This window comes from Cryobacterium mannosilyticum (assembly GCF_004402705.1).
GTDB lineage: Bacteria > Actinomycetota > Actinomycetes > Actinomycetales > Microbacteriaceae > Cryobacterium > Cryobacterium mannosilyticum.
The window spans coordinates 16,342-37,715 of the sequence record NZ_SOFM01000044.1; the positions used below are offsets into that span (position 1 = coordinate 16,342).

The following is a 21,374-nucleotide window of genomic DNA, read 5'->3' on the forward strand; positions in this document are numbered from 1 at the left end:
GTAGTTCTGCCGACAACCTCTCGCCAGGTTAGTCGGTGAGACGGGAAGCCCGTCCTGCTTCGGCAGGGCGGGCTTTTTCGCGCCGGTGCCGAGCCGTGGGCGCCTGATCCGGGCTTCGCGGATCGTCCCTGCTCTGCTCGCGGCTCAGGTTGCGGAAGTCGGCGCGTCGTGGAGCATGCGCCGGCCTCCGAACGGTACGCCGCGAGAGGCGCGGACGCCCCGATCGCGACCAACGCGCGGATGCCGGGGAATACTGGGCTAATATGATTTCGCACCCGCTCCCGTCCCCCCACGGTCGAGCGGGTGTTCTACGTGCGGCTCAGGCGCGGCCCGGAATCAGGCGCGGCCCGGGATCACTCGCGGCCCGGAATCAGGCGCGGCCCGGAATCACTCGTCGAGGAGTTCGGTGATCGAGCGGAGCATCTCGGGGGACACGTCGCCGAGGGTTCGGGCGGCGAAGCTGACGACCCGCTTCGCCCGCAGTTTCTTCACGAACGCGAGCTGGGCATCCACCCGCTCGGGGATGTCGTCGTCGGAGCCGAGAAGGTAGGCAGGCGGAATCCGGAAGAACTCGGCGATCCCGGTGAGCAGGGCCATATCGGTGACGAGCGGCCCGGTGCCGGCGATCATGTAGGCCCAGCGCGCGCGGGAGAGGGAGAGTCCGTGCTCGGCCAGGCCCTCCGCGATCGCCCGGTAGGTGTACGGAGTGTTCCCCTCGGCGACGACGACGTCGAGCAGCAGAGTGAGCTTGCGGGCGAGTTCCTGCTGGGGGGTCAGCTCGTCGTCGAGTGGCACGGGTGCGGATGTCATGGCTGGGGGCCTCTCAGACGCGTCGTGGGGGGTGTGGGGGAGGCCGAGGCCGGCGTGGCGCCGCCGGTGGCGGCCGCGGTGAGGCGCCTCGGGTGGGTTTCGGTGCGGTCGGCGTGGGTCTGCCGTTCGACCGCGTCGAGGAGGGCGCGTTCGGCCGCGGTGGCCTCCCGCGGGTGGAGAAGCAGGCTGTCGCGCACCTCGACGTAGCGCCGGTAGAGCCTGGCTCCCGGCTCACGCCCGAAGGCGAGGCGCAGGCGCGGCGAGGCCGCCTCGAGGCTGAGTTCGGGGGAGTCCTCGATCAGGCGCTCCCAGAGCGGGGTGATCCGCCAGAGCAGTACGCGATCCCTGCCGGTTCGCCACGCACCGGCCACGGCGTCGACGACGGTCGTGAGGCCCAGGCCGATCGACACGCAGATCGGGGCGGCGAGGAGGGCGGTGAAGTACACGCCGCGCGATGACGCGGTGAAGGTCGAGTGCGGATCCTGGCTCGAGTCAATCGCGCTCCATACGCTGAGCACCGCATAGGTCAGGACGGCCAGGCAGCCCAGGGACACGAAGGCCAGGGAGACCCGGGTCACAATCCGGCGTTGCCGGGGATAATCGGCCAGGCAGGCGACCAGGACCGACACGGCGAAGTAGGCCAGGGCGAACCAGGTGGTGATGGCGTAGAGGGTGTAGTCCCAGCGGTCGAAGTCCATCGTGCGAACGTCGCTCGTCAACCGCCAGTCGCTGCCGAAGAACAGCACGGCCTGGGCGCCGATGACGACAATGACGGCGATGACGGTCGACCGCCGGCCGGCCCGGGAAATGCCGCCCTCCGTGGTGGCGAGCTGGACCAGGCTGTTCATCAGCGCGACCGCGATGATCACGGTCGCATGGAAGAGGAAGAACGTCGTGTTCACGCTGCCGAGGACCGCATCGACGGCGTCGTAGACCGGCTGCGGCTGCAGGGTCATCGTCAGGGCGAAGACGGCCAGGAACCAGAACAACAGGCGGCGACGGCCTCGGATGGCCGAGGGCAGGCAGAAGAGTGCGGCGAGCCAGAGGATCGAACAGACGGCGAGTTGGAGGAGGACGATCATCAGAGCACCCTCCCGAAGCCGGTCCGGGGGCCGTTCCGGGCATCCGTGCGGTCGTCCAGCATGATCAGGGCGAGCTCGTCGCCGATGGCCTCGGCGAGGGCCTCCTGCTCGTCGGTGAAGGAGCTCCGGGAGAGTGCGTGCACGATCGCGTCCATCGGGATCAGCGGGGCGAGCAGGGCGACGCGGTCGGCGGTGAGGAGTTCCTTCTCGTGCCGGAGGATCATGTGCCCGTACTCGTGGTTGATGAACTGCTGGCGGTGCACGGCAGACTCCGTCGGCGCGTAGTGCACCCGCTCGAAGTCCTCGCCCGCGATCTCCAGCCACAGGCCGCAGACGCCGGACGTGATCAGGTCGGCGCTGGCGGGGCGGAGGAGGATCTTTCTCTGCCGAACGCCCTCCATGTGCCGGTGGAGCTTCTCGGCGGTGAGCGGGCGCGGCAGGTCGAGCGCCTCGACCAGCCGGCGGGCCCGCTCTCGGCGTTCTTCGCGCATCACGCAATTCCCTACTCGGTGGATCGATGGTCCCAAGGCGTGTCGCCGTGCGTTGGACATGTCTAATTCGTGCTACCGTTGGATTCGGTTGGACATGTCTAGGCTACCGGTTTCCGGAGGCTGCCAGGACCCCTGTACGGCCTGCGCGTCACGTGCCGGACGCAAGTTGGGGGGCGCGTGGTCGTTTGCGTGACGCGGTGCGGTCGGGGTGGGACCGCACCGCACACCGCATCTCTCCGCCCACGGCGCATCGTGCGCCGACCCGTGGCGGACGGGCGGATCCCTCATCTATTTGAAGACATTATAGATTAGCGATATGCTCAGACGGTGTCGACCACCGGACTGCCCATGGCCCTGCTCAAGGCCGAACTGTTCAAGTCGCTCGGGCATCCCCTGCGCGTGCAGGTGCTCGAGCAGCTGTCCGGCGGCGAGCGCTCCGTCGGGAGCCTGGCCGAGGCGCTCGGCTCGGAGCTCTCCAATCTCTCCCAGCAGCTCGGCGTGCTCCGGCGGGCCGGGGTCGTCGTCACCCGACGCGAGGGCAACACGATCTACTACGGACTGCGCGACCCGATGGTCGCCGAACTGCTCGCCGTCGCCAAGCGGATGCTGGTGGCCACCCTCGAGGATTCCAACGCACTCCTCCGCACGATCGAACAGGACGTGTCCTGACCGTCGTCACCGGTGGTTACAGGTCGTTCCCGGCGTAGGACTGGTTGAAGCTCTTGTTCACCAGGGGGAAATCGGGCACGATCGTCTCGGCCAATGCCACCGGCAGGGCCGGCCAGTTGAAGTACGACGGGTCGACGATCTTCACCCGGGTCAGACGGCCGTCGTCGCCCAGTTCGACCCGGTGGCAGATCGTGCCGCGCCAGCCCTCGACCAGGGAAACGCCGGTGCCGGAGCCGACGGGGGCGACCGAGCGGCCGCTGCCCAGCCGGCCGTCCAGGCGGCGGATGAGGTCGGTGGCCACGCTGATCGACACCGCCAGTTCCCCCGCGCGCACCCGGTAGCGCCCGAGCACGTCGCCGCCGGAGTCCGTGACGACGTGGAACGCCTCGCCGAGGTCGACGAACGGGTGGTCGCGGCGGGCGTCGGCGTCGATGCCGGACGCCCTCGCCACGTAGCCGAGAGTGCCCATCGCCTCGGCCTGGCCGGTCGAGAGCGGGGCGGTCCCGGTGAACCGGTCCCGCACGATGGCATGGCCGAGGGTGATCGCGATGATCTCCTGCATGTCCGCCTGCACCTGGGCGAGCACCGCCGGGTCGGGCAGGGCGAGCACCGCTGCGCCGCCGATGGTCAGACCGCCGCGGAGGAAGCGGTGCCCGGTGACCGCCTGGTTCTGGCGGAGCAGGGTCTCCCGCAGCCGCTGGGTGTGCGAGTGCACGATGCCGAAGCCGACGTCGTTGGCCAGCGAGCCGAGGTCGGAGACGTGGTTGTAGATGCGCTCGAGTTCGAGCAGGAGCGCGCGCAGCATCCGGTCTTCCTCGGACACCTCGATCCCGGCGGCGGCCTCGACGGCCATCAGCCAGGCCACGGTGTGGCCGGCCACGGTGTCGCCGGTGACCTGCTCGGCCAGCTCGACCGCGTCTTCCGGCCGGCGGCCCTCGAAGAGCCGCTCGACACCGCGGTGCATGTACCACTGGCGGGCCTCCATCCGCACGATGGTCTCGCCGACGACCGAGAACCGGAAATGGCCGGGGTCGATGATGCCCGCGTGGATCGGGCCGACCGCGATCTCGTAGACGCCGGGACCCTCGACCTCGACGAACGGGAACGACTCGGTGTCGGGCAGGAACTCGGGGGTGACCCGGGCGCCGCGGCGCATCGGGTACCAGCCGCGCGGCCAGTGGCCGTGGCGCACCAGGCGGAAGGGCTGCGGGTGGTCGGCCGGACGCACCCCGAACAGGTCGCGCATTCCGCGTTCGAAGTTGCCGGCCGGGTAGGAGAGATCGGCCAGGCTCGGCACCCAGGCGTCGTCGTAGGGGACCGGCACGACCAGGTCGACCTGGCGTCGCGGGTAGACCGCCGCGAAGGAGTAGACCACCCGCAGCGCGTCGCCGTCGTCGTGGCAGGTGATGATCGCGAGCCGGTTGCCGTCGGCGAGCACGGCGGCGGCCGTCTCACGCAGGTCGTCGCGGGTGAGCAGGCGCAGATCGGGTGCGCCGGCGGCCGCCGGGTTCGGGCCCGCGGTCGGTGTCGGGCCCGCGGTCGGTGTCGGGCCTGCGGTCGGTGGGTTCGGGCCGGCGGTCGGTGTCGGGTCGGGTGTCGTCACTGGGCTCCTCCCAGAACCGCGGCCGCGCGCGCCAGGAGAGTGCCGACCGGCTCGGCGATGAAGGCCACCACGGCGGTGGTGGCCAGGGCGAGGATGAGCGGCAGGCGCGGTCCGTGCGCCGACCGGTCCGGCGCCGCGCGGACGGGGACGGTGCCTGCCGGGTCGGTTCCCGGCAGGTCGGGGCCTGCCGGGTCGGTGCCTGGAGCGGCAGCCGGGGCGCCGATTGTCATCGCGACGGTCAGCCGGGTGAGGGCGGCGAAGATGACGAGCAGCAGCACGAGCGCGATGCCGACGACGACTCCCATCCCGGTGCCGAAGCCGGCGACGATGATGCCGACCTCGGAGAAGAAGATGCTGAACGGGGGGAAGCCGACCAGGGCCGCCATGGCGATCAGCCACGGAACGGCCAGGCCGGGGCGACGCACGAGAAGTGCCCGCACGTCGTCGATCCGGGGGGTGCCCTCCACCTCGAGGATGCGGCCGGAGAGCACGAACAGGGTCGCCTTGGTCAGGCCGTGGCCGAGCACGTAGAGCAGCACGGCCGGCAGGGCGGCGGGGCCGATCGCGGCTCCCACGGCCATCATCCCCATGTGCTCGATGCTGGAGTAGGCCAGCATCCGTTTGAAGTCGCGCTGGCGGATCAGGAGGGCGGCGGCCACGAACAGGGAGAGCAGGCCGCCGACGCTGAGCATCACCCGGAGGAAGTCCGGCCCGATCACCGCGTCGGTGATGGTCTGGATGCGCAGGATGGCATAGAGGGCCACCGCGAGCAGCACGCCGCTCATCAGGCCCGACACCGGCGCCGGGGCCTGGCTGTGCGCGTCGGGCAGCCAGCTGTGCATGGGCGCGAGACCGGCCTTGGTGGCGAAACCGAGCACGGCCAGCGCGCCTCCCGCCCGGATCAGCGCCGGGTCGAGCGGCAGGTCGGTGCGGCTGAGCACCAGCCAGGAAAGGGTCGGCTCGCCGGTGCCGCGCGAGGCGGCGTAGATGAGCACGATCCCGAGCAGGGCGATGGCGACGCCCACGGAGCCGAGGATGACGTACTTCCAGGCCGCCTCCAGCGACGACCGGGTGCGGTGGTGACCGACCAGGAAGGCGGTGGTGATCGTGGTGGCCTCGACCGCGGCCCACATCAGGCCGATGTTGTCGGCCAGGACGGCGAGGGACATCGCGGCCAGGAACACCGAGATCAGGGCGTCGTAGGAACCGGCGAACCGGCCGGGGGCTTTCTCGGTGTGGCCCAGCCCGCCCCAGGTCGACACGAGGCCGACCGCCCCGACGACGGTGAGCATGTACGCGGAGAGAGCGTCCGCGCGGAGCAGGCCGCCGCCGAGGCTGGGGACCTGCCCGTCGAGCACGGCGCCGACCAGGAACAGCCCGGAGAGCAGCACGGCAGTGCTGGATGCGATGGGGCCGAGGCGACCGAGCGGGCGGGCGCCGCCGGTGAGGCTGAGCGCGGCCAGGACGACCGGAACGGACAGGGGGGTCCAGAGGGCGAAATTCATCAGTCGTGCAACTTTCTGAGCTGATCAATGTCGGTGTTGCCGAACTTGTTGCGCATCCGGCCGGCGAAGACGTAGAGGATCACGACGACCAGCAGCACGTCCAGGGAGATCCCCAGCTCGAGGAACAGGGGAACCCCGCCGGAGGTGAGGAACGCGACCGTGGCGATGCCGTTGTCGAGCACGAGGAAGCCGATCAGCTGCGACCCGGCCTGCCGCCGGGTGATCAGCAGCAGGAACCCGATCAGCACCATCGCCAGTCCGATCGGGGCGGCGTGGGCCGAGATGCTGGTGTCGCCGCTGAGCAGCCGGCTGGCGACGACGTAGCTGAGGATGGTCAGCAGCGCCACGGTGAGCAGGCCGGCCGTCGGGTTCAGCCGCGGCGCCTCATCCGTGCGGGTGGTGGCGCGGGTCTCGTGGGCGAGCACCCAGGGCAGGCCCATCCCCTTGACCAGCAGCACGAGGACGGAGACGATGATGACCTCCGCCTCGCCCTCCTCGAGGCCGATCACGGCCACCAGGGCGGCCAGCGCGAAGCCCTGCACGCTGAGCAGGCGGATCGAGGCCAGCAGGGAATGCCGCCAGACCATCAGGGCGCTGGTCAGCAGCAGCGCGCCGGTGCAGAGGCCGATCAGCTGGGGGAAGACGGAGGCGAACACGGATGCTCCTAAGCGACCAGGTAGGAGGCGGTCACGGCGAGCAGGGCGAGGGCGAACGACCCCGCCAGCAACTCGGGCACCCGGAACAGGCGCACCTTGGCGAGGAAGACCTCGCCCACGCTCAGGGCGACGCCGAGCAGGAGGATCTTCGCGGTGACGGCGCCCAGTCCGACCAGCACGCCGGGCAGGGAGAAGTCGGTCAGCACACCCCACGGCAGGATCAGGTTGCCGAGCAGGCCGAGCAGGGCGGCGAGCTTGAGCCAGGAACCCAGCTCCAGCCAGGCCAGGTCGCGCCCGGAGGCCTCCAGCACCATGGCCTCGTGCAGCATGGTCAGTTCGAGGTGGGTGGAGGGATTGTCGATGGGCAGCCGGCTGGTCTCGGCCATGATGGCGATGGCCAGGGCGACCATGGCCAGCAGGCTGACCGGCGAGATGATCACGGCCGGGTTCTGCAGCCGGGTCTCCACGATCAGGGAGAGGGTGGAGGTGCCGGCCGGGATCGACAGCGCGTAGACCGCGAGGAGCAGGGTCGGTTCGACCAGGGCGGCCACGGTCATGTGCCGGCTGGAGCCCATGCCGCCGAACGCGGTTCCCGCGTCCAGGCCGACCAGGGCCAGGGCCACCACGCCGATCAGCATGATCGAGACGATGACGAACAGGTCGCTCGGCACCAGGGGCAGCGGGAGCGTGCCGACCAGCGGCAGCAGCACGCAGAGCAGCAGGCTGGAGACGAGAAGGGTGACCGGGCCGGCCGCGAGCATCCAGCTGCTGTCGCTCGCGCGCACCGGGTCCTTGGCCACGAGCTTGCGCACGTCGCGCCACGGCTGCCAGATGCCGGAGCCCGCGCGGCCCTCGAGCCGCGCCCGCACCTGGCGCATCACGCCGATCAGCAGGGGCGAGAGGAACACGAAGAGCACCAGCTGCAGCAGGGCGATCGCGATCGCCGGGATCACAGGGACACCACGATCAGCACGACGAGCAGGGCGACGAAGGAATAGGACAGGTAGCGGTGGATGCTGCCGTTCTGCGCCCGGCGGGCCAGGACGCCGAAACGCTGGGCGAGGTCGAGCACCGGGCGGTAGAACCGGGTCTCGATCACGTCGGAGACGCTCTGCTCGACGTGCACGCGTTCGACGAGGTAACGGGACTCGCCGACGTGGGTGACCTCGACGTCGCGGGTGGGCCGGAGCACGTCGTCGAAGACTCGCACCAGGGGCTCGGCGTAGGAGGTGGCCGTGTACTGCATCCGCGGCCGCAGCCTGGAGCCGCCGCCCGCCCACGGCAGGGGCGACACCCGGGTGGGATGCCGCCGGGCCGAGATGAGGATGGCCGCCAGCACCGGCACGAGCACGAGCGCGGCGAGGGCGACGAAGGTGGTCGGGTCCAGGACCACGTCGATCCCGCGGGCGTCGACGCCGGCCAGCCCGATCGTACGCACATCGGGGGTGAACGCCGGGCCGACGGCCGAGGCGAGGGCCTCGGTGAGCGGTCCGGGCAGCAGGCCGAGGCCGATCACGAGGAGGGCGCCGATGATGAGCGGGATGCGCATGATCAGGGGGACCTCACGGGCCGCCGTCGCCTGCGCGGAGCGGGGGCGGGCCAGGAACGCGATGCCGTACGCCTTGACGAAGGTGAGCAGGGCGAGCCCCGCGGTGAGGGCGATCACGGCCACGGCCAGCGGCATGGCCACGGACGAGGTGACGGAGACGACTTCCCCGCCGACCCGGGAGCCGTGCACGAGGGCCTGGAGCAGCATCCACTCGGCCACGAATCCGCTGGTCACCGGCAGGGCGGCGGCGCCGAGGGCGGCCGCGCCGAACGCGCCGGCGGTCCAGGGCATGCGGCTGCCGAGCCCGCCGAGCCGGTCGAGGTTCATCTCCCGGGTGGAGCGGGCCACGGCGCCGGCGCCGAGGAACAGGGTGGCCTTGAACGCGGCGTGGCTGACCATGAGCAGCAGGGCGGCGAGGAGCGCGGCGTCGGCGGCCCCGGTGGCGTGGTCGCCGCGCAGGAGCACGGAGGCGCCCAGGCCGAGGAAGACCAGCCCCATGTTCTCGGTCGTGGAGTAGGCCAGCAGCACCTTGAGGTTGCTCGCCACCGAGGCCTGCAGGATCCCGTAGAGGGCGGAGACGGCGCCGAGCGCCATGATCAGCACCCCCCACCAGGCCGGGCCGTTCGGCAGCAGGCGCACGCAGACCAGGAGAGCCCCGTAGACGCCGATGTTCACCATGGCGCCGCTCATCGCGGCGGCGACGTGACCGGGGGCCTCCGGCAGCACCCGGGGCACCCAGACGTGCAGGGGCACGAGTTCGGCCTTGCCGCCGAAGCCGAGCAGGAGTAGCACGAAGGCGAGGCTCGCCTGCCAGGATGCCGGATCCAGGGTCGCGAGCGCGGCGAATCCGGTCCCGCCGGTGGCGCCGGCCAGCACGGCGAAGCCGGCCAGCACGAAGAAGAAGCTCAGCTGGCTCATCGCCGAGTACCAGACCAGGGCGGACGCGACCGTGCCGCGGGTGGCGTGGTGGGCCAGCAGGAGCGCCGTCGACCCCAGCGTCATGATTTCCCAGAACAGCAGGAAGGACACCACGTCGGTGGCGGCCGGCACGAGCTGCATCCCGAACAGGAACACGGCCATCGAGGCCCAGGCGGTGCGGGAGGCCGAGGCGACCCGGGCGGAGCCGATCCCGAACAGCGACGCCAGCACGCCGACCACCGACACGACCACCATGACGAGGCCGCCGAGCCGGTCGGGGGAGAGCACGAGAGGGTCCAGCGGCAGGGCGGTGGGGATGGTGAGCGCCCCGCGACCGCCGGTGAGGGCGATGGCGCCGGTGACGACGCCGGCGGCGGCGAGCAGGGCGCAGAGGATGCCGCTCACCCGCGAGCGCCACCGGGCGGACGGCACCAGCAGGGCGGACGCGACCGCCGCGGCGAGCAGGGCGACCTGGCCGAGCATCCCGGCCTCGACGGGCGTCATCGACCGGTCATCCGGCGCAGGGCCTCGACGATGAGGTCAGGGGCGGGCGGGTTGCCCGGCACGGAGAGGTCGACGTCGACGAATTCGGACACGGGGCCGGCGATCCCGTACCCCTCCGCGAAGACGCCGCCGGTGATGGCGCAATCGCCCACGGCGATCACGAAGCGCGGGGTCGGGGTGGCGTCGATCGTGCGTCGCAGCGGTTCGATCATGTTGCGGGTCACGGCTCCGGTGATCAGGAGCACGTCGGCATGCCGCGGCGATGCCACGAGACGGATGCCGTACCGCTCCACGTCGTAGACCGGGCCGAAGGCGCTCGCGACCTCCTGGGCGCAGTCGTTGCACCCGCCGGCGTTGATGAACCGCACCTGCACGCTGCCGCCGAAGACCTCGGCTCCGGCGAAGAGCGCCGGGGCCGGCGGGGCCGGTTCGGCGATGCGCCCGCTCTGCCGGATGAGGCGGGCCAGGCGCGAGACGCTCACGTCAGGCCCCGGTGATCGTGCGGATGCTGGCGGTCATCGCGTTCTCGGTTCTCGCTGCGGGCGGTGCGTTCGGCGCCGGCCCTGACTCGACAGTAGCAGCGCGGACCCGGCGGGCATCAGGTCGACTCGCGCGCTAAACATCATTACTTCTTTATATACCTATATGATGAATTTATCAAATAGATGTGCCGGGCGCGGGCTGGCGGGGGAGCCTCACCGGAACGGGCGGCGGGCCACCCGCCCGGGCGCCGCGGGGGCTAGGAGTCCGGGCGGTCGGCGCCGGAGTCGCGTCCGGCGCCGGAGTCGCGTCCGGCTCGCTCGAGCAGCGGCGTGACCCGAAAGGGGATGAGCTCGCCCATCGCGAGCGACGTCTCGGTGCGCTCGACGCCGTCGCAGGCGAGGATCGTGCCGTCGATCCGGAACAGATCGTCGGCATCCGTGCAGACCACCCGCACCAGCAGGTCGGTCGATCCGCTCATCCCGTGCGCCTGCACGATCTCGGGGATGAGGGTGAGCTCGGCGATGATCTGCGTGAGCCGTTTCTGCTGCACGTGCACCTCGATGAAGGCCGTCAACGGGTAGCCGAGGGCGACCGGGTTGATCCGGCGGTCGAAGGAGAGGAACGCGTTGGATTCCTCGAGCCTGGCCATCCGCGCCTGCACGGTGTTCCGGGACAGCCGGAGTTGCTGCGCGAGGGCGACGAAGGTGCTGCGCGGATCGACGCACAGGGCGCGGAGCAGCTGCAGGTCGACTCTGTCCAGACTGTGCATAGTGCACGAGATTAGCACGCCGGTTGGTCCCTGAATAGAGCAGAATGCCCAGTCTCAAGCGGGATGGTTGTGCTCTGTGCCGCATGACCGTACGCTCGGTGCAACTTCGGCAACGACGCTGGGAGCGGCTCACCATGTCAGAATCTTTCCCGGGGGAAAACCCCGTCACTTTCTTACAACTCGTCTCACCTGAGGGTGTGCGGGTGGCTTCGGAAACAGCCGATCCCTGGCTCGACGATGTCTCGGGGGCCGACCTCGTCGCCCTCTACCAGGACATGGTCGTGGTGCGGCGGATCGACACCGAGGCCACGGCGCTGCAGCGCCAGGGGGAGCTCGGCCTCTGGCCGCCGCTGCTCGGCCAGGAGGCAGCCCAGATCGGTTCGGCCCGCGCCCTGCGGGCGGACGACTTCGTCTTCACCAGCTACCGCGAGAACGCGGTGGCCTGGTGCCGCGGGGTCGGCCTGACCGACATCGTGCGGGTGTGGCGCGGCAACGCACAATCCGGCTGGGATCCGTACTCCGTCGGGATGGCCACCCCGGCGATCATCATTGGCGCCCAGACCCTGCACGCGACGGGCTGGGCCCTCGGCGCCCAGCACGACGGCACGGACTCGGTGGCCGTGGCCTACTTCGGCGACGGCGCCACGAGCGAGGGCGACGTGAGCGAGGCGCTCGTCTTCGCCGCCAGCTTCCAAGCCCCGGTGATCTTCTTCTGCCAGAACAACCAGTGGGCGATCTCCGAACCGGTCGGCCTGCAGTCCCGGGCGAACCTGGTCGACCGGGCCCTCGGCTTCGGCATCCCCGGCATCCGGGTCGACGGGAACGACGTGCTCGCCGTGCTCGCGGCCACCCGGATGGCCCTCCACCGTGCCCGCACCGGCGGCGGACCCACCTTCATCGAGGCGGTCACCTACCGGATGGGCCCGCACACCACGGCCGACGACCCCACCCGTTACCGGCCCGCCGCCGAACTGGAGGAGTGGAGGGCGAAGGACCCGATCCTGCGCCTGGAGCGGCTGCTCGACTCGCTCGGGCTGCTCAGCAGCGAGCTCGCCGACCAGACCAAGGGGCTCGCGGATGCCGCCGCCGCCGAGCTGCGGGCCGGCTGCATCGGCCTGGCCGACCCCGAGCCGCTCACGGTCTTCGACCACGTCTTCGCCACCCCGAACGCCACGCTCGACCGACAGCGCGCCGAGTACGCCCACTATCTCGCAAGTTTCGACTCCACCGGAGGGAAGGCCTGATGACCATGACGACCATGATGAGGCCGGCGGCATCCGCCCTGCTCGGCCAGACGAGCGGCTCGGGCGGCTCCGCCCCGCGCCCGGGCGAGAGCCTGCCGGGCGCCCCGCTCCGCACTCCCGTTCCGCTGACCGGCACGACCACGCTGACCATGGCCAAGGCCATCAACGCGGGGCTCCGCCAGGCCATGCTCGACGACCCGAAGGTGGTGCTGCTCGGCGAGGACATCGGCCTGCTCGGCGGCGTGTTCCGGGTGACCAGCGACCTGCTCGCCGAGTTCGGCGCCCGCCGGGTGATCGACACACCACTGGCCGAGTCCGCGATCATCGGCACCGCGGTCGGCCTGGCCTACCGCGGCTACCGCCCGGTCTGCGAGATCCAGTTCGACGGTTTCATCTTCCCCGGCTTCGACCAGATCGTCAGCCAGGTGGCGAAGCTGCACTACCGCACCCAGGGGCGGGTGAGCATGCCGATCACCATCCGGGTTCCCTTCGGCGGCGGAATCGGCGCCGCCGAGCACCACTCCGAGTCCCCGGAGGCCTACTTCACCCACACCTCCGGGCTGCGGGTGATCGCGGTCTCCGACCCGCAGGACGCCTACGGGCTCATCCGCCAGGCGATCGCCTCGGACGACCCGGTGCTCTACTTCGAACCCAAGCGCCGCTACCACGTCAAGGGCGAGGTGTCGCCGGAGCTCGGAGCCCCGATGGAGCGCGCCCGGATCGTGGCCGCCGGCACCGACGTCACCCTGCTGTGTTACGGGGCGCTGGTGAGCACCGCGAAGGATGCCGCGCTCGCCGCCGCCGACGAGGGCGTGTCGATCGAGGTCATCGACCTGCGCTCGCTCTCCCCGGTGGACTACGAGACCGTCGAGGCATCCGTTCGGAAGACCGGCCGGCTCGTCATCACCCACGAGGCCGCCCGCTCAGGCGGCCTCGGTGGGGAGATCGCCGCCGTCGTCACCGAGCGCTGCTTCGACTACCTCGAGGCCGCCCCGGTGCGCGTCACCGGCTTCGACATCCCGTATCCGCCGGCGAAGCTGGAGAGCCACCACCTGCCCGACCTGGACCGGATCCTCGACGGCGTCGACCGCGCCCTGGGGCGGCAGCGATGATCAAGGTGTTCCGGCTTCCCGACCTCGGCGAGGGGCTGACCGAGTCCGAGATCGTGGCCTGGCGGGTGTCTCCCGGCGACACGGTCGAGCTGAACCAGCTCATCGCCGACGTGGAGACCGCCAAGGCCGTCGTCGAGCTACCGTCGCCGTTCGCCGGGGTTGTCACCCAACTCCACCAGCAGCCGGGAACGGTCGTGCACGTCGGCGAGCCGATCGTCTCGTTCGAGGTGGCGGGTGCCGAGCCGGCCGAACCGGCCGAACCGGCGGGCGGCACGCCAGGCCAGGCGGATGCCGCGGCTCCGGCCGAGCCGGCCGAGGAGCGCGAGCCAGTACTGGTCGGCTACGGCGCGGCCCCCGAGCGTTCGGGCCGGCCGCACCGGCGGGCCCGCTCAGGATCTGCGGATGCGGGCGGGCAGGCTGCCGAGGCGCCTGCCTCGGCTGAGCCCACCGATGTGGAGCCCACCGCCGTTGAGACGGCCGCCACGGAGCGCATCGCCGTTGAGCCCAGCGAGCCCGCTGCGGCCCGGCCCCGATCGACCCCGCCCGTGCGCGCCCTCGCCCGGGTGCTCGGCGTGGACCTGTCCCACCTCACCGGCACCGGACCGACCGGCCTGATCACCAGGGAGGACGTGCGCGCCCAGCTCGCCCGGCCCGCGGAGGCGCCCGACGGGACCGAAACCGGCGCCCCTGCCCCGACCCCCGGCCCGGGGCAACGGGAGACCCGCAGTCCCATCCGGAGCGTGCGCAAGCACACCGCCGCGGCCATGGTGCGGAGCGCCTTCACCGCCCCGCACGTCACCGAATTCCTCACCATCGACGTCACCCCGACCATGGAGCTGATCGACGCGCTGAAGACGAACCGGTCCTTCCAGGGGATGCGCATCGGCATCCTCGCCGTCGTCGCGAAGGCGCTCTGCCTCGCGGTCGCCCGCAACCCGGACGTGAACACCCGGTGGGACGAGGCGGCCGGCGAGATCGTGCAGTTCCACCACGTCAACCTGGGCATCGCGGCCGCCACCCCGCGCGGCCTGCTCGTGCCGAACATCCCGGACGCCGACCGGCTCGGCCTCGCCGACCTGGCCGCGGCGCTCGCCGAACTCACCGAGGCGGCCAGGGCCGGCACGACCAGCGCGGCCTCGCTCCGCGGCGGCACGATCTCGATCACCAACGTCGGCGTCTTCGGCATCGACGCCGGAACGCCGATCCTCAACCCGGGCGAGGCCGCGATCCTGGCCGTGGGCGGCATCCGTCGCCAGCCCTGGGAACACCACGGCGGGATCGCGCTGCGCCACGTGATGACACTCAGCCTCTCCTTCGACCACCGGCTGGTCGACGGCGAACAGGGTGCCCGGTTCCTGGTCGACATCGGCACCATCCTGGCCGACCCGGCCATGGTCCTCACCATGGTCTAGCCGGTGTTTCCTGGCCGGCGCCGCAGGGGACCGGCGCCGCAGGATGCCGACCGCGCCAGTTCCGCCGTTGCGCTGCAGGCGTGCCTGGGGCGTTGCGGCGGAACTGGCGCGCTCGGGAATGAGCGGCCGGAACGGGTGCCCTGGCGGCGGTGGCAGCCCCCACTCCCGCCGGTCAGCACCGGTTGACCGGCCACGGGTGACGGAGCAGAGTGGGGGTATGAGCCCAGCGAGCACCATCCTCACCACTGTCCAGACCGAGTCCGTGCTGGCCGGGGGCGCTTTCGTGCACCTGGACGGCACCCTTCACGGCGCGTTCCGGACGGCCGACTTCGCCTCCGCCGCCCGCCTGGTCGCGGCGATCGCCGAGGCGGCGGATGCGGCGAACCACCACCCGGAGGTGCGCCTCGGCTACGGCACCGTCGGCATCCGGCTCCGCTCCCACGACGCCGGCGGGGTGACCGAGCGTGACCTCGCCCTGGCCCTGCGCTGCCAGCAGCTCGCCGACGCGGAGGGCGCCGAACGCGCCCGGCCGGCCCCGGCCCGCTACGACGTGGCGATCGACAGCACCGACGCCGACGCGATCCGCCCGTTCTGGCAGGTCGGTCTCGGCTACGTCGAACTGGACACCGCCGACGGCATCGAGCTCGTCGACCCGCGCGGCGACGGCCCGAAGGTCTGGTTCCAGCACATGGAGATCGCCCGCACCGACCGCAACCGGATCCACCTCGACGTGTACCTGCCCACGAGTGACGCCGAGGAGCGGGTGCAGGCGATCATCGAGGCCGGCGGCCTCCTGCTCACCGACGAGCACGCCCCCGACTGGTGGGTGCTGGCGGATGTCGACGGCAACGAGCTCTGCGTCTGCACCACCGTCTACTGACCGGCGGGCACACCCAGGGCGGCGAGCGCCATCTCCTCGAGCACGGGCCGCACGGTGCGCGCCGAGGACGCCTGCATGCTGTGGGGCGTGGAATTGAGCAGCCCGAAGGTGGCCTGGGCACGGATGCGCAGCAGCTTCGCGTCGACCTCGGGGTGCACCTCCCCGAGCAGGCGCACCCACAGCTCCACGTAGCTCCGCTGGAGGGCGCGCACCTCGTGCCGCTCGGCCTCGGCGAGGCTGTCCAGGTCCCGGTCCTGCACCCGGATGACGTCGGGGTTGGCCAGGGCGAAGGCCAGGTGGAAGCGCACCAGCGAGCGCAGCGCCGCCGCGGCATCCGTCGCCGTCGCCACGACCGTGCGGCCGCCCTCGACGAGGTCGGCGCTCGCCCCGACCAGGAGCGCGGCGAGCACGGCCTGCTTGCCGCTGAAGTGCCGGTAGACGGCCGGGCCGCTCACGCCGGCGGCCGCGCCGAGATCCTCGATCGACACGCCGTTGAAGCCCGACCGGGCGAACAGCGCCGCGGCCGCCTCGAGCAGGGCCTGGCGCCGGTCGGCCTTCGCCCGGCTCCGCGGCGTGGGCGGTGTCGCGGGCGAAGGTGAGTGCGCGGGCTGCGCGGCGGGCGGAAGGGCGGGCGGAACGGCGGTGGCCACGGGCGGCTCCTTTCCGGCAGGGTCTGGACTTCTCAGTTACGAACCGCTAACCTGAATTTTCGGTTAGGGATCACTAACTGTATCGGATGTCCGGCGAACTGCCTCCCGGTGTGAAACCCGGGTGCCGCGCGGCGGGCACGCTCGAACGGGAAGCTGTCGATGGAGACACTCGCGAGTCGGATCGACCCGACCAGCCCGGCATTCGCCGAGAACGAGGCGGCCCAGCGGGCCCTCGTCGCCGACCTCAGGCAGCGGCTCGCCGTCGCGGCCCTCGGCGGCCCGGAGAAGTCCCGGCAGCGACACCTCGCCCGCGGCAAGCTCCTGCCCCGCGACCGCATCGACACCCTGCTCGACCCGGGCAGCCCGTTCCTCGAGATCGCCCCGCTCGCCGCGAACGGGCTCTACCAGGACGCCAGCCCCGGCGCCGGGATCATCGCGGGCATCGGCCTCGTGCACGGCCGCCCCGTGCTCGTCCTCTCCAACGACGCCACCGTCAAGGGCGGCACCTACTACCCGATGACGGTCAAGAAGCACCTCCGGGCGCAGGAGATCGCCCTGGAGAACCGGCTGCCGTGCGTCTACCTCGTCGACTCCGGCGGGGCGTTCCTGCCGATGCAGGACGACGTCTTCCCCGACCGCGACCATTTCGGCCGTATCTTCTACAACCAGGCCCGGATGTCCGCGGCGAAGATCCCGCAGATCGCGTCCGTGATGGGCTCCTGCACCGCCGGCGGCGCCTACGTGCCCGCGATGAGCGACGAGACGGTCATCGTGCGCGGGCAGGGCACCATCTTCCTCGGCGGCCCGCCGCTGGTGAAGGCGGCCATCGGCGAGATCGTCACCGCGGAGGAGCTCGGCGGCGGCGAACTGCACGCGAAGACGTCCGGCGTCACCGACCACCTCGCCGAGAACGACCGGCACGCCCTGCAGATCGTGCGCGACATCGTCGGAACCCTGCCTCGCCCCCTCGCCCCGGCCTGGGCCGTGCGGCCCGTCGTCGCCCCCGCGGCCGACGAGGCGGAGCTCTACGGTGTCGTGCCCGTCGACGTGCAGGGCCGCTACGACGTGCACGAGGTGATCGCCCGGCTCGTAGACGGCAGCGAGTTCCACGAGTTCAAGAAGGAATACGGCAGCACCCTGATCACCGGCTTCGCGCACCTGTACGGCCACCCGGTCGGCATCGTCGCCAACAACGGCGTGCTGTTCTCCGAGTCGGCGCAGAAGGGCGCCCACTTCATCGAACTCTGCGACCAGCGCGGCATCCCGCTGATCTTCCTGCAGAACATCTCCGGCTTCATGGTCGGGCGGGACTACGAGGCAGGCGGCATCGCCAAGAACGGCGCCAAGATGGTCACCGCGGTCGCCACCGCCCGGGTGCCCAAGCTCACCGTCGTGATCGGCGGCTCCTTCGGCGCCGGCAACTACTCGATGTGCGGCCGGGCGTACTCGCCGCGGTTCCTCTGGATGTGGCCCGGCAGCCGCATCTCGGTGATGGGCGGGCCGCAGGCGGCCTCCGTGCTCGCCACCGTGAAACGCGAGCAGCTCGAGGGCGCCGGCGAGGAGTGGCCGGCGGAGGCGGAGGCCAGGTTCAAGGCGCCGATCATCGAGCAGTACGACCACCAGGGCAGCCCGTACTACTCCACGGCCCGGCTCTGGGACGACGGAGTCATCGACCCGGCCGACACCCGCACGGTGCTCGGCCTCGCCCTCGGCGTCGTCGCCGCCACCCCGCTGCCCGAGACCGCCCTCGGTCTCTTCCGGATGTGACCGCCGTGACGACCTTCGACACCGTGCTCGTCGCCAACCGCGGCGAGATCGCCTGCCGCATCATCCGCACCCTGCAGAGGCTCGGCATCCGTTCGGTCGCCGTCTACAGCGACGCCGACCGCGGCGCCCGGCACGTGGGGCTGGCGGATGTCGCGGTGCGGCTCGGCCCCGCCCGGGCCCAGCTCAGCTACCTGGACCAGGGCGCCGTGCTCGCCGCCGCCGCGGCCACCGGCGCGCAGGCCATCCATCCCGGCTACGGCTTCCTCAGCGAGAACCAGGCCTTCGCGCAGGCCTGCGCCGACGCGGGCGTCGTCTTCATCGGTCCGAGCGTGCACGCGCTCACCGTGATGGGCGACAAGATCCGGGCGAAGAAGCACGTCGGCGACTCCGGGGTGCCCGTCATCCCCGGGGTGTCCCTGCCCGGCCAGACCGACGAGCAGCTCACCGCGGCCGCCCCGGGCGTCGGCTACCCGATGCTGATCAAGCCGTCGGCCGGCGGCGGCGGCAAGGGCATGGTGCGGGTCGACCGGCCGGGCGACCTCGCCGAGGCGCTGGTCACCGCCCGCCGGGTGGCCGCCGCCGCCTTCGGCGATGACACCCTCCTGATCGAACGCTTCGTCAGCACCCCCCGGCACATCGAGGTGCAGGTGCTCGCCGACACCCACGGCGGCGTCATCCACCTCGGTGAGCGCGAATGCTCGCTGCAACGCAGGCACCAGAAGGTGATCGAGGAGGCGCCGTCGCCGCTTCTGGACGACGCCACCCGGGCCCGGATCGGCGAGGCCGCCTGCGCGGCCGCCCGCAGCGTCGGCTATGCCGGCGCCGGCACGGTCGAGTTCCTCGTCTCCGATGCGGCGCCGGGAGAGTTCTTCTTCATGGAGATGAACACGCGGCTCCAGGTGGAGCACCCGGTCACCGAGATGATCACCGGCATCGACCTGGTCGAGTGGCAGGTGCGGGTCGCCGCGGGGGAGCGACTCGACCACCGGCAGGAGGACGTCGTGCTGACCGGGCATGCGATCGAGGCCCGGGTGTACGCGGAGAACCCGGAGCGCGGGTTCCTGCCGACGACGGGCACCGTGCTCGCGCTCCGGGAGGCGACGGGCGAGGGCATCCGGGTGGACAGCGCGCTCACGGCCGGCCTCGTCGTCTCCGCCGACTACGACCCGATGCTCGCCAAGGTGATCGCCTGGGCTCCCGACCGGGCCGGTGCGCTCGCCCGGCTCGACCGCGCGCTCGCCGACACGCTCGTGCTCGGGCTGCGCACCAACGTCGAGTACCTGCGGCTGCTCGTGCAGGACGCCGACGTGGCCGCCGGCCGCCTCGACACCGGGCTGATCGAGCGCAAGCTCCCCGGGCTCGCCTTCCGCGTCGTCGACGACCATGTGCTCGCGGCCGCCGCCCTGTTCCTGCACCGGGCCGCCTGGGCCGTCCCGCCGGGCGCCGACCTGGCCTGGTCCCGGCCCACCGGGTGGCGGATGGGCCCGCACGTTCCCACCCGGTACGTGCTGGCCACGAACGCGACCGAGTCGGTCACCGTGACGGTCGAGGGGTCCCCGGCCGGGGCATCCGTCTCGATCGACGGCCGGCCGGCCCTGCCCGCGAGCCTGTCCCCGGCACGCCACCCGGAGGAGGCGTTCGGCGTCGAGGTCGACGGCGTGCTGCGGATGCTCTCCATCGCCGAAGCAGACAACGGCGCCGGCCTCCGGCTCTGGATCGGCGGCGACGGCTTCTCGGTCGACGTCGTGCACCGCACGGGGGCGGAGATCCTGGCCGACGAACTCGCCGGCCTGGGCCAGGTCGCGGGCGCGGCCGGACCCGACGTGCGCACGCCGATGCCGGGCACCGTCGTCGCCGTGCACACGGAAAGCGGCGCCCTCGTCGCCGTCGGGCAGGCCATCCTCACCGTGGAGGCCATGAAGATGGAGCACCAGCTGACCGCGGCCACCGCGGGCATCGTCACCCTCACCCTCAAACCCGGCGATCTGGTCAGACTCGACCAGATCGTCGCCACCGTCACCGCCGCGCCCGATCCGGGCGCGCCAGGGCCGGACACCGCCACCGTCAACGCAGACAAGGGAGCACCACAATGAGTTACGAACTGACCGACGAGAACCGGAAGCTGCAGGCCATGGTGCGCGACTTCGCCGACACGGTCGTCGCTCCCGCCGCGTACGAGTACGACACCAAGCGCGCCCTGCCCTACGGCATCATCGCCGAGATGGGGGAGATGGGCCTGTTCGGCCTTCCCTTCCCGAAGGAGTACGGCGGTCAGGGCCGGGACTACTTCGCCCTCTGCCTCGCGGTCGAACAGCTCGCGCGCGTCGACCAGAGCATCGCCGTGACCCTCGAGGCCGGCGTGGGCCTCGGCATCATGCCGGTCTACCGCCGGGGCACCGAGGAGCAGAAGCAGGAGTGGGTGCCGCGCCTGGCCAGCGGGTCGGCGCTCGCCGCGTTCGGCCTGACCGAGGCGGACGCCGGCTCGGATGCCGCGGGCACGAAGACCACCGCAGCCCTCGAGGGCGGGGACTGGGTGATCAACGGCACCAAACAGTTCATCACCAACTCCGGTTCGGAGATCACCCGGCTGGTCACCGTGACCGCGGTCACCGGCGAAGAGACCCGGCCGGACGGTTCGATCAAGAAGGAGCTGACGGCGATCCTCGTGCCGACGCCCACGCCCGGGTTCACCGCGCTCCCCGCCTACGACAAGGTCGGCTGGCACACCTCCGACACCCACCCGCTCGTCTTCGAGAACGTGCGCGTGCCGGAGGCGAACCTGCTCGGCGAGCGGGGCCGCGGCTTCGCGAACTTCGTGCAGACCCTGGACGAGGGCCGCATCGCCTTCGCCGCGCTCTGCACCGGCGCCGCGGCCGGCTGCCTCGAGGAATCCATCCGCTACGCGAACAGCCGCAACGTGTTCGGCCGCTCGATCGGGTCCAACCAGCACATCGCCTTCAAGATCGCCCGGATGCAGGCGCGCGTGCACACAGCCCGGCTCGCCTGGCAGGACGCGGCCCTGAAAATGGTCGACGGGCAGCCCTTCAAAATGGAGGCATCCATTGCCAAAATGGTGGGCAGCGAAGCCGCCATGGACAACGCCCGCGACGCCACCCAGATCTTCGGCGGCTACGGCTTCATGAACGAGAACCCGGTGGCCAGGCACTACCGCGACTCCAAGGTGCTTGAACTGGGCGAGGGAACCACCGAGGTGCAGCTCATGGTGATCTCCCGGGCGCTGGGCTTCACGGGTTGAGTGGGGAGGGACGA

General features: G+C 71.5%; 19 protein-coding genes. 8 read left to right on the plus strand and 11 right to left on the minus strand.

All coding sequences use genetic code 11. The annotated features are described in order from the left end of the window. Positions 1 to 387: 387 nt before the first annotated feature. From E3O32_RS14110 to E3O32_RS14120, 3 genes are read right to left on the minus strand one after another with little or no spacing between them, the layout of a single operon-like run. Positions 388 to 810, minus strand: a complete 423-nt coding sequence (locus E3O32_RS14110) for a hypothetical protein (protein WP_134510461.1) — start codon at positions 808 to 810, stop codon at positions 388 to 390. After that, the gene (locus tag E3O32_RS14115) at positions 807 to 1,892 is read right to left on the minus strand and encodes an MAB_1171c family putative transporter (protein WP_134510462.1); all 1,086 of its coding nucleotides are present in this window, start codon (positions 1,890 to 1,892) and stop codon (positions 807 to 809) included. The genes E3O32_RS14110 and E3O32_RS14115 overlap by 4 nt, the downstream gene beginning before the upstream one ends. Next, positions 1,892 to 2,383, minus strand: a complete 492-nt coding sequence (locus tag E3O32_RS14120) for a hypothetical protein (protein WP_134510463.1) — start codon at positions 2,381 to 2,383, stop codon at positions 1,892 to 1,894. Before E3O32_RS14120 ends, E3O32_RS14115 begins: the two co-directional genes overlap by 1 nt. Before the next feature lie 327 nt (positions 2,384 to 2,710). Between E3O32_RS14120 and E3O32_RS14125 the strand changes: the two genes are divergently transcribed. After that, positions 2,711 to 3,052, plus strand: a complete 342-nt coding sequence (locus E3O32_RS14125; protein ID WP_241974979.1) for an ArsR/SmtB family transcription factor — start codon at positions 2,711 to 2,713, stop codon at positions 3,050 to 3,052. A gap of 16 nt (positions 3,053 to 3,068) precedes the next feature. On the opposite strand, the gene E3O32_RS14130 is transcribed toward E3O32_RS14125, so the two are convergent. The 7 genes from E3O32_RS14130 to E3O32_RS14160 all read right to left on the minus strand — a co-directional run bounded on the left by E3O32_RS14130 (position 3,069) and on the right by E3O32_RS14160 (position 11,039). Continuing rightward, positions 3,069 to 4,655: a hydrogenase large subunit gene (locus E3O32_RS14130; RefSeq protein WP_198417577.1), complete on the minus strand. Its 1,587-nt coding sequence runs from the start codon at positions 4,653 to 4,655 to the stop codon at positions 3,069 to 3,071. After that, positions 4,652 to 6,160 carry a proton-conducting transporter transmembrane domain-containing protein gene (locus E3O32_RS14135; RefSeq protein WP_134510464.1) on the minus strand — a complete coding sequence of 503 codons (1,509 nt, stop codon included), beginning with the start codon at positions 6,158 to 6,160 and terminating at the stop codon, positions 4,652 to 4,654. The genes E3O32_RS14130 and E3O32_RS14135 overlap by 4 nt, the downstream gene beginning before the upstream one ends. Further along, positions 6,160 to 6,816 (minus strand): hypothetical protein, encoded by a 657-nt coding sequence (locus E3O32_RS14140; RefSeq protein WP_134510465.1) that lies wholly within the window; start codon positions 6,814 to 6,816, stop codon positions 6,160 to 6,162. Before E3O32_RS14140 ends, E3O32_RS14135 begins: the two co-directional genes overlap by 1 nt. Before the next feature lie 8 nt (positions 6,817 to 6,824). After that, positions 6,825 to 7,769 carry a respiratory chain complex I subunit 1 family protein gene (locus E3O32_RS14145; protein WP_198417578.1) on the minus strand — a complete coding sequence of 315 codons (945 nt, stop codon included), beginning with the start codon at positions 7,767 to 7,769 and terminating at the stop codon, positions 6,825 to 6,827. Then, a complete protein-coding gene (locus tag E3O32_RS14150; RefSeq protein ID WP_134510466.1) occupies positions 7,766 to 9,787 on the minus strand; it encodes a proton-conducting transporter transmembrane domain-containing protein in 2,022 nt (673 codons plus the stop codon). The genes E3O32_RS14145 and E3O32_RS14150 overlap by 4 nt, the downstream gene beginning before the upstream one ends. Further along, positions 9,784 to 10,269: an NADH-quinone oxidoreductase subunit B family protein gene (locus E3O32_RS14155; RefSeq protein WP_134510467.1), complete on the minus strand. Its 486-nt coding sequence runs from the start codon at positions 10,267 to 10,269 to the stop codon at positions 9,784 to 9,786. Before E3O32_RS14155 ends, E3O32_RS14150 begins: the two co-directional genes overlap by 4 nt. A gap of 257 nt (positions 10,270 to 10,526) precedes the next feature. Further along, positions 10,527 to 11,039, minus strand: coding sequence for an Lrp/AsnC family transcriptional regulator (locus E3O32_RS14160; RefSeq protein WP_134510468.1), 513 nt, complete (start codon positions 11,037 to 11,039; stop codon positions 10,527 to 10,529). A 134-nt stretch (positions 11,040 to 11,173) separates the two neighbouring features. Between E3O32_RS14160 and pdhA the strand changes: the two genes are divergently transcribed. From pdhA to E3O32_RS14180, 4 genes are all read left to right on the plus strand, one after another. Next, positions 11,174 to 12,283: a pyruvate dehydrogenase (acetyl-transferring) E1 component subunit alpha gene (gene pdhA / locus E3O32_RS14165; RefSeq protein WP_134510469.1), complete on the plus strand. Its 1,110-nt coding sequence runs from the start codon at positions 11,174 to 11,176 to the stop codon at positions 12,281 to 12,283. Between the two features lie 149 nt (positions 12,284 to 12,432). After that, positions 12,433 to 13,395, plus strand: coding sequence for an alpha-ketoacid dehydrogenase subunit beta (locus E3O32_RS14170; protein WP_134510540.1), 963 nt, complete (start codon positions 12,433 to 12,435; stop codon positions 13,393 to 13,395). Next, a complete protein-coding gene (locus E3O32_RS14175; protein ID WP_134510470.1) occupies positions 13,392 to 14,807 on the plus strand; it encodes a dihydrolipoamide acetyltransferase family protein in 1,416 nt (471 codons plus the stop codon). Before E3O32_RS14170 ends, E3O32_RS14175 begins: the two co-directional genes overlap by 4 nt. A 217-nt stretch (positions 14,808 to 15,024) precedes the next feature. Beyond that, on the plus strand, positions 15,025 to 15,687 hold the full coding sequence (locus E3O32_RS14180; RefSeq protein WP_134510471.1) for a VOC family protein: 663 nt from the start codon (positions 15,025 to 15,027) through the stop codon (positions 15,685 to 15,687). Here E3O32_RS14180 and E3O32_RS14185 read toward each other — a convergent pair. Then, positions 15,681 to 16,337: an SACE_7040 family transcriptional regulator gene (locus E3O32_RS14185; RefSeq protein WP_134510472.1), complete on the minus strand. Its 657-nt coding sequence runs from the start codon at positions 16,335 to 16,337 to the stop codon at positions 15,681 to 15,683. The two genes, E3O32_RS14180 and E3O32_RS14185, sit on opposite strands and share 7 nt — an antisense overlap. 159 nt (positions 16,338 to 16,496) lie before the next feature. Between E3O32_RS14185 and E3O32_RS17405 the strand changes: the two genes are divergently transcribed. The 3 genes from E3O32_RS17405 to E3O32_RS14200 are packed head-to-tail and all read left to right on the plus strand — an operon-like array spanning position 16,497 to position 21,360. Continuing rightward, positions 16,497 to 18,104: a carboxyl transferase domain-containing protein gene (locus E3O32_RS17405; protein ID WP_134510473.1), complete on the plus strand. Its 1,608-nt coding sequence runs from the start codon at positions 16,497 to 16,499 to the stop codon at positions 18,102 to 18,104. A 5-nt stretch (positions 18,105 to 18,109) separates the two neighbouring features. Continuing rightward, positions 18,110 to 20,197: an ATP-binding protein gene (locus E3O32_RS17410; protein WP_241974980.1), complete on the plus strand. Its 2,088-nt coding sequence runs from the start codon at positions 18,110 to 18,112 to the stop codon at positions 20,195 to 20,197. Then, the gene (locus tag E3O32_RS14200) at positions 20,194 to 21,360 is read left to right on the plus strand and encodes an acyl-CoA dehydrogenase family protein (RefSeq protein WP_134510475.1); all 1,167 of its coding nucleotides are present in this window, start codon (positions 20,194 to 20,196) and stop codon (positions 21,358 to 21,360) included. Before E3O32_RS17410 ends, E3O32_RS14200 begins: the two co-directional genes overlap by 4 nt. The last annotated feature ends 14 nt before the right edge of the window (positions 21,361 to 21,374 follow it).

Excerpts from the sequence above, each read along its gene's own strand:
- E3O32_RS14110 (WP_134510461.1), bottom strand. The coding sequence starts at position 810 with ATGACATCCGCACCCGTGCCACTCGACGACGAGCTGACCCCCCAGCAG.
- E3O32_RS14115 (WP_134510462.1), bottom strand. The coding sequence starts at position 1,892 with ATGATCGTCCTCCTCCAACTCGCCGTCTGTTCGATCCTCTGGCTCGCC.
- E3O32_RS14120 (WP_134510463.1), bottom strand. The coding sequence starts at position 2,383 with ATGCGCGAAGAACGCCGAGAGCGGGCCCGCCGGCTGGTCGAGGCGCTC.
- E3O32_RS14135 (WP_134510464.1), bottom strand. The coding sequence starts at position 6,160 with ATGAATTTCGCCCTCTGGACCCCCCTGTCCGTTCCGGTCGTCCTGGCC.
- E3O32_RS14150 (WP_134510466.1), bottom strand. The coding sequence starts at position 9,787 with ATGACGCCCGTCGAGGCCGGGATGCTCGGCCAGGTCGCCCTGCTCGCC.
- E3O32_RS14160 (WP_134510468.1), bottom strand. The coding sequence starts at position 11,039 with ATGCACAGTCTGGACAGAGTCGACCTGCAGCTGCTCCGCGCCCTGTGC.
- pdhA (WP_134510469.1), top strand. The coding sequence starts at position 11,174 with ATGTCAGAATCTTTCCCGGGGGAAAACCCCGTCACTTTCTTACAACTC.
- E3O32_RS14170 (WP_134510540.1), top strand. The coding sequence starts at position 12,433 with ATGGCCAAGGCCATCAACGCGGGGCTCCGCCAGGCCATGCTCGACGAC.
- E3O32_RS14175 (WP_134510470.1), top strand. The coding sequence starts at position 13,392 with ATGATCAAGGTGTTCCGGCTTCCCGACCTCGGCGAGGGGCTGACCGAG.
- E3O32_RS14180 (WP_134510471.1), top strand. The coding sequence starts at position 15,025 with ATGAGCCCAGCGAGCACCATCCTCACCACTGTCCAGACCGAGTCCGTG.
- E3O32_RS17405 (WP_134510473.1), top strand. The coding sequence starts at position 16,497 with ATGGAGACACTCGCGAGTCGGATCGACCCGACCAGCCCGGCATTCGCC.
- E3O32_RS14200 (WP_134510475.1), top strand. The coding sequence starts at position 20,194 with ATGAGTTACGAACTGACCGACGAGAACCGGAAGCTGCAGGCCATGGTG.